Here is a 2897-nt window from a genome sequence, read left to right on the forward strand (position 1 = left end):
GCCTTCCCGATGGCCTGCACCGCCTGGTACGCGCCGAGCACGATGAACAGCAGCGCCGTGATGCCGAGCGCCACGTTGAGGTACCACTTGTTGCGGTACTCGCGCGGCACGCGATCGGTGTTCAGGATCGGCAGCAGCGTGATCGCGAGGAACGGCATGAACAGCGCGCCGAGGAACCCGTACAGCAGCACGAGGAAGATCGGCTGGTCGAGCAGGAGGAGCAGCATGGGCGGGAAGGTCAGCCACACGAGGTAGACCTTGAACCACTTGCCGCCCGCCTTCGAGTCGGGGTGGCTCGACCCCTTGCCCGTGACGTTGCCCATGAAGTCGGCGAACATCAGCGAGACGCCGTTCCAGACGCCGAGGACGGACGAGAAGCCCGCGGCCCAGAAGCCGACGAGGAACCACACGCCGATGAAGTCGCCGTAGCGCTCGCGCAGCACCCCGTCGAGCTCGAGCAGCCCCTGGTCTCCTGCCGACAGCGACACTCCGGCGGCGCGCACGACCTCGGCGCCCACGATGAGCATCGCGATGACGAAGATGCCGGTCATGACGTACGCGGCGGTGTTGTCGATGCGCATGACCCGCAGGAACTTCGGCCTGTCCCAGCCCTTCTCGCGCAGCCAGTATCCGTAGGCCGCCAGCGTGATGGTGCCGCCGACGCCGCCTGCGAGCGCGAGCGTGTTGAACACGCCACCCTCGGGGATCAGCGGTACCAGGCCCGAGATCGTCTCGAGGAAGTTCGGGGCCGCGATGATCGCCAGGATCACGATGGTGACGAACATCAGGCCGACGAGCGCCGCGCTGATCCGCTCGAAGATGCGGTACCTGCTGAACCAGATCATCAGGAAGGCGATGATGCCGGTGCCGATCGCCCACGGCCACACCTGCGCGCCGAAGCTGCCCTCGGGGAAGAGCGCCGCGATCGGCAGCGCCGTGGAGCTCATCGCGGAGGCGGCGTAGACCACGCCCCAAATCACGATGTACGGCGCGAAGTACCACGTCGGCCAGCGGCCGAGGGAGCGCCACCCCTCGAAGATGGTCTTTCCGGTGGCGACCGTGTAGCGACCGGCGCCCTCGACCAGGACGATCTTGAGGATCACGCCGAGCACGACGGCCCACAGCAGCATGTAGCCGTAGTTCGAGCCGGCCACGAGGGTGGCGACCATGTCGGCCGATCCGACGCCGGTCGCGGCGACGACGAGGCCGGGACCGATCACCCGCCATCGGGGCGCGTCTGTCTCCGGCGTGGTCTTCGTGCTCATCGGGGTCCTCCTCGACTCGGGCATGAGTGCTCCCGAGTCTATGGGCGGCGCCGTCGTCCCTCCCGCTCAGCGGGCGGGGGATGGGCAGAAGTGTCCGGGTCAGCCGGCGAGCTCGGCGACGTCGGCGGGGTCCGCGGCGTCGGGAGCGTTGATGCAGACCGTGGACGCGAGCCCCGAGAAGCGGGCCTCGAGCCGGTCGCGCACCTCCGCAGGCGTGCCCGCGACCGCGAACGCTTCGAGCATCTCGTCGTCGACGAGGGCGGCCATCTCGCGCCACTCGCCGCGGCGCGACGCGTCGTGCATCCGATCGGCGGTGTCGGTCCAGCCGTGCAGCTCCATCACCGCGCGGTAGGCGGGCGTCGAGCCGTAGAACGCGATCTGCTGGCGGACGGCGGCCTCCTGCGCGGCGCGCCCGCCGGCATCCTTCCCGACGATCACGAAGGGCAGGGCGATCAGCTCCACGGGTGCCGTGATCTCGGAGCGCTCGCGGCCCCGCGCGAGCGCCGGCACGCTGACCTCGGTGAGGTACTCGCGCGTCGTGAAGGCGTGCGCGACGAAGCCGTCGGCGACCTCACCCGCCAGGCGCGTCATGGCGGTGCCGACGCCCGCGAGCCAGATCGGAGGGTTGCCGTGCGGGTTCGGGCCCGGGTCGAAGACGGGCGACATCAGCGTGTGCCGGTAGTGCTCGCCGCGGAAGTCCAGGCGCTCGCCGGTCTCCCATGCGCGCCAGATCGCGCGCACGGCGCCGATGAACTCGCGCATGCGGGGCGCGGGGGCCGACCACGGCATCGAGAAGCGCTTGTCGATGTGCGCCTGCACCTGCGAGCCGAGGCCGAGCGCGAACCGGCCCTCGGCAGCGAGCTGCACGTCGTTGGCGGCCATCGCGACCGTCATGGGGTTGCGCGCGAACGCGACGGCGATCGCGGTGGAGACCCGGATGGGGCTCGCGGCGCGCACCGCCTCGCGTGCGGCGAGCGCGCAGCCGATGAACGGATCGTGCTGCGTCTCGGTCAGCTGCAGGCCGCCGAACCCGCTCTCCGCCGCGAAACGGGCGGCCGTCTCGGCGCCATCCGGGCTCGCGTCGCGCGTGCCGATCTCGATGTGGAACCCCGTCGTCTCACTCATCACCCGGCCATTCTGCGGCTCCGGCCACGGACGCGGCGCATCGGTTGTCGGATCCCGACGAGGAAGCGGATCCCTCACCGGGTGGCGGCGGGAGAATGGGCGCATGACGCACGCCGCGAGAGCCGACCCGGAGATCCTGCGCTTGACGGCCTTCGCCGCCACGCCCGAGGGCGGCAACCCGGCGGGCGTCGTGCTCGACGCGCGCGGGCTCGGGGACGAGCGCATGCAGCGGATCGCGGCCGAGGTCGGCTACTCGGAGACCGTCTTCGCGATCGACCCGAAGGTCGGCGGGGACGAGCGCCGCGTCGCGGTCCGGTACTTCTCGCCGACCGCGGAGGTGCCCTTCTGCGGGCACGCGACGATCGCGCTCGCGGTCGCACTCGCCGAGCGGCGCGGCACGGGCACGTTCCGCTTCGCGACGCCGGTCGGCGAGGTCGTGATCGGCACCGTGGCGGGCGAGGAGACGCCGCTCGCGTCGTTCACGAGCGTGGCGCCGTCGGTGCGGGA

At 71.2% G+C, this 2897-nt stretch carries 3 protein-coding genes; 1 reads left to right on the top strand and 2 read right to left on the bottom strand.

Annotation, left to right across the window (positions count from 1 at the left end; genetic code table 11):
- The coding region (locus tag RIF89_RS13355) for an Nramp family divalent metal transporter (protein WP_309069581.1) at nt 1–1265 on the bottom strand (1265 nt) is incomplete at its 3' end.
- Nucleotides 1266–1364: 99 nt separating this feature from the next.
- Nucleotides 1365–2390 (bottom strand): TIGR03617 family F420-dependent LLM class oxidoreductase, encoded by a 1026-nt coding sequence (locus RIF89_RS13360; protein WP_309069582.1) that lies wholly within the window; start codon nt 2388–2390, stop codon nt 1365–1367.
- A gap of 103 nt (nt 2391–2493) precedes the next feature.
- Here RIF89_RS13360 and RIF89_RS13365 point away from each other — a divergent pair.
- Nucleotides 2494–2897: PhzF family phenazine biosynthesis isomerase (locus RIF89_RS13365; protein ID WP_309069583.1), on the top strand; the 404-nt coding region annotated here is incomplete at its 3' end.

This window comes from Microbacterium sp. (assembly GCF_031178525.1).
Classification (GTDB): Bacteria; Actinomycetota; Actinomycetes; order Actinomycetales; family Microbacteriaceae; genus Microbacterium.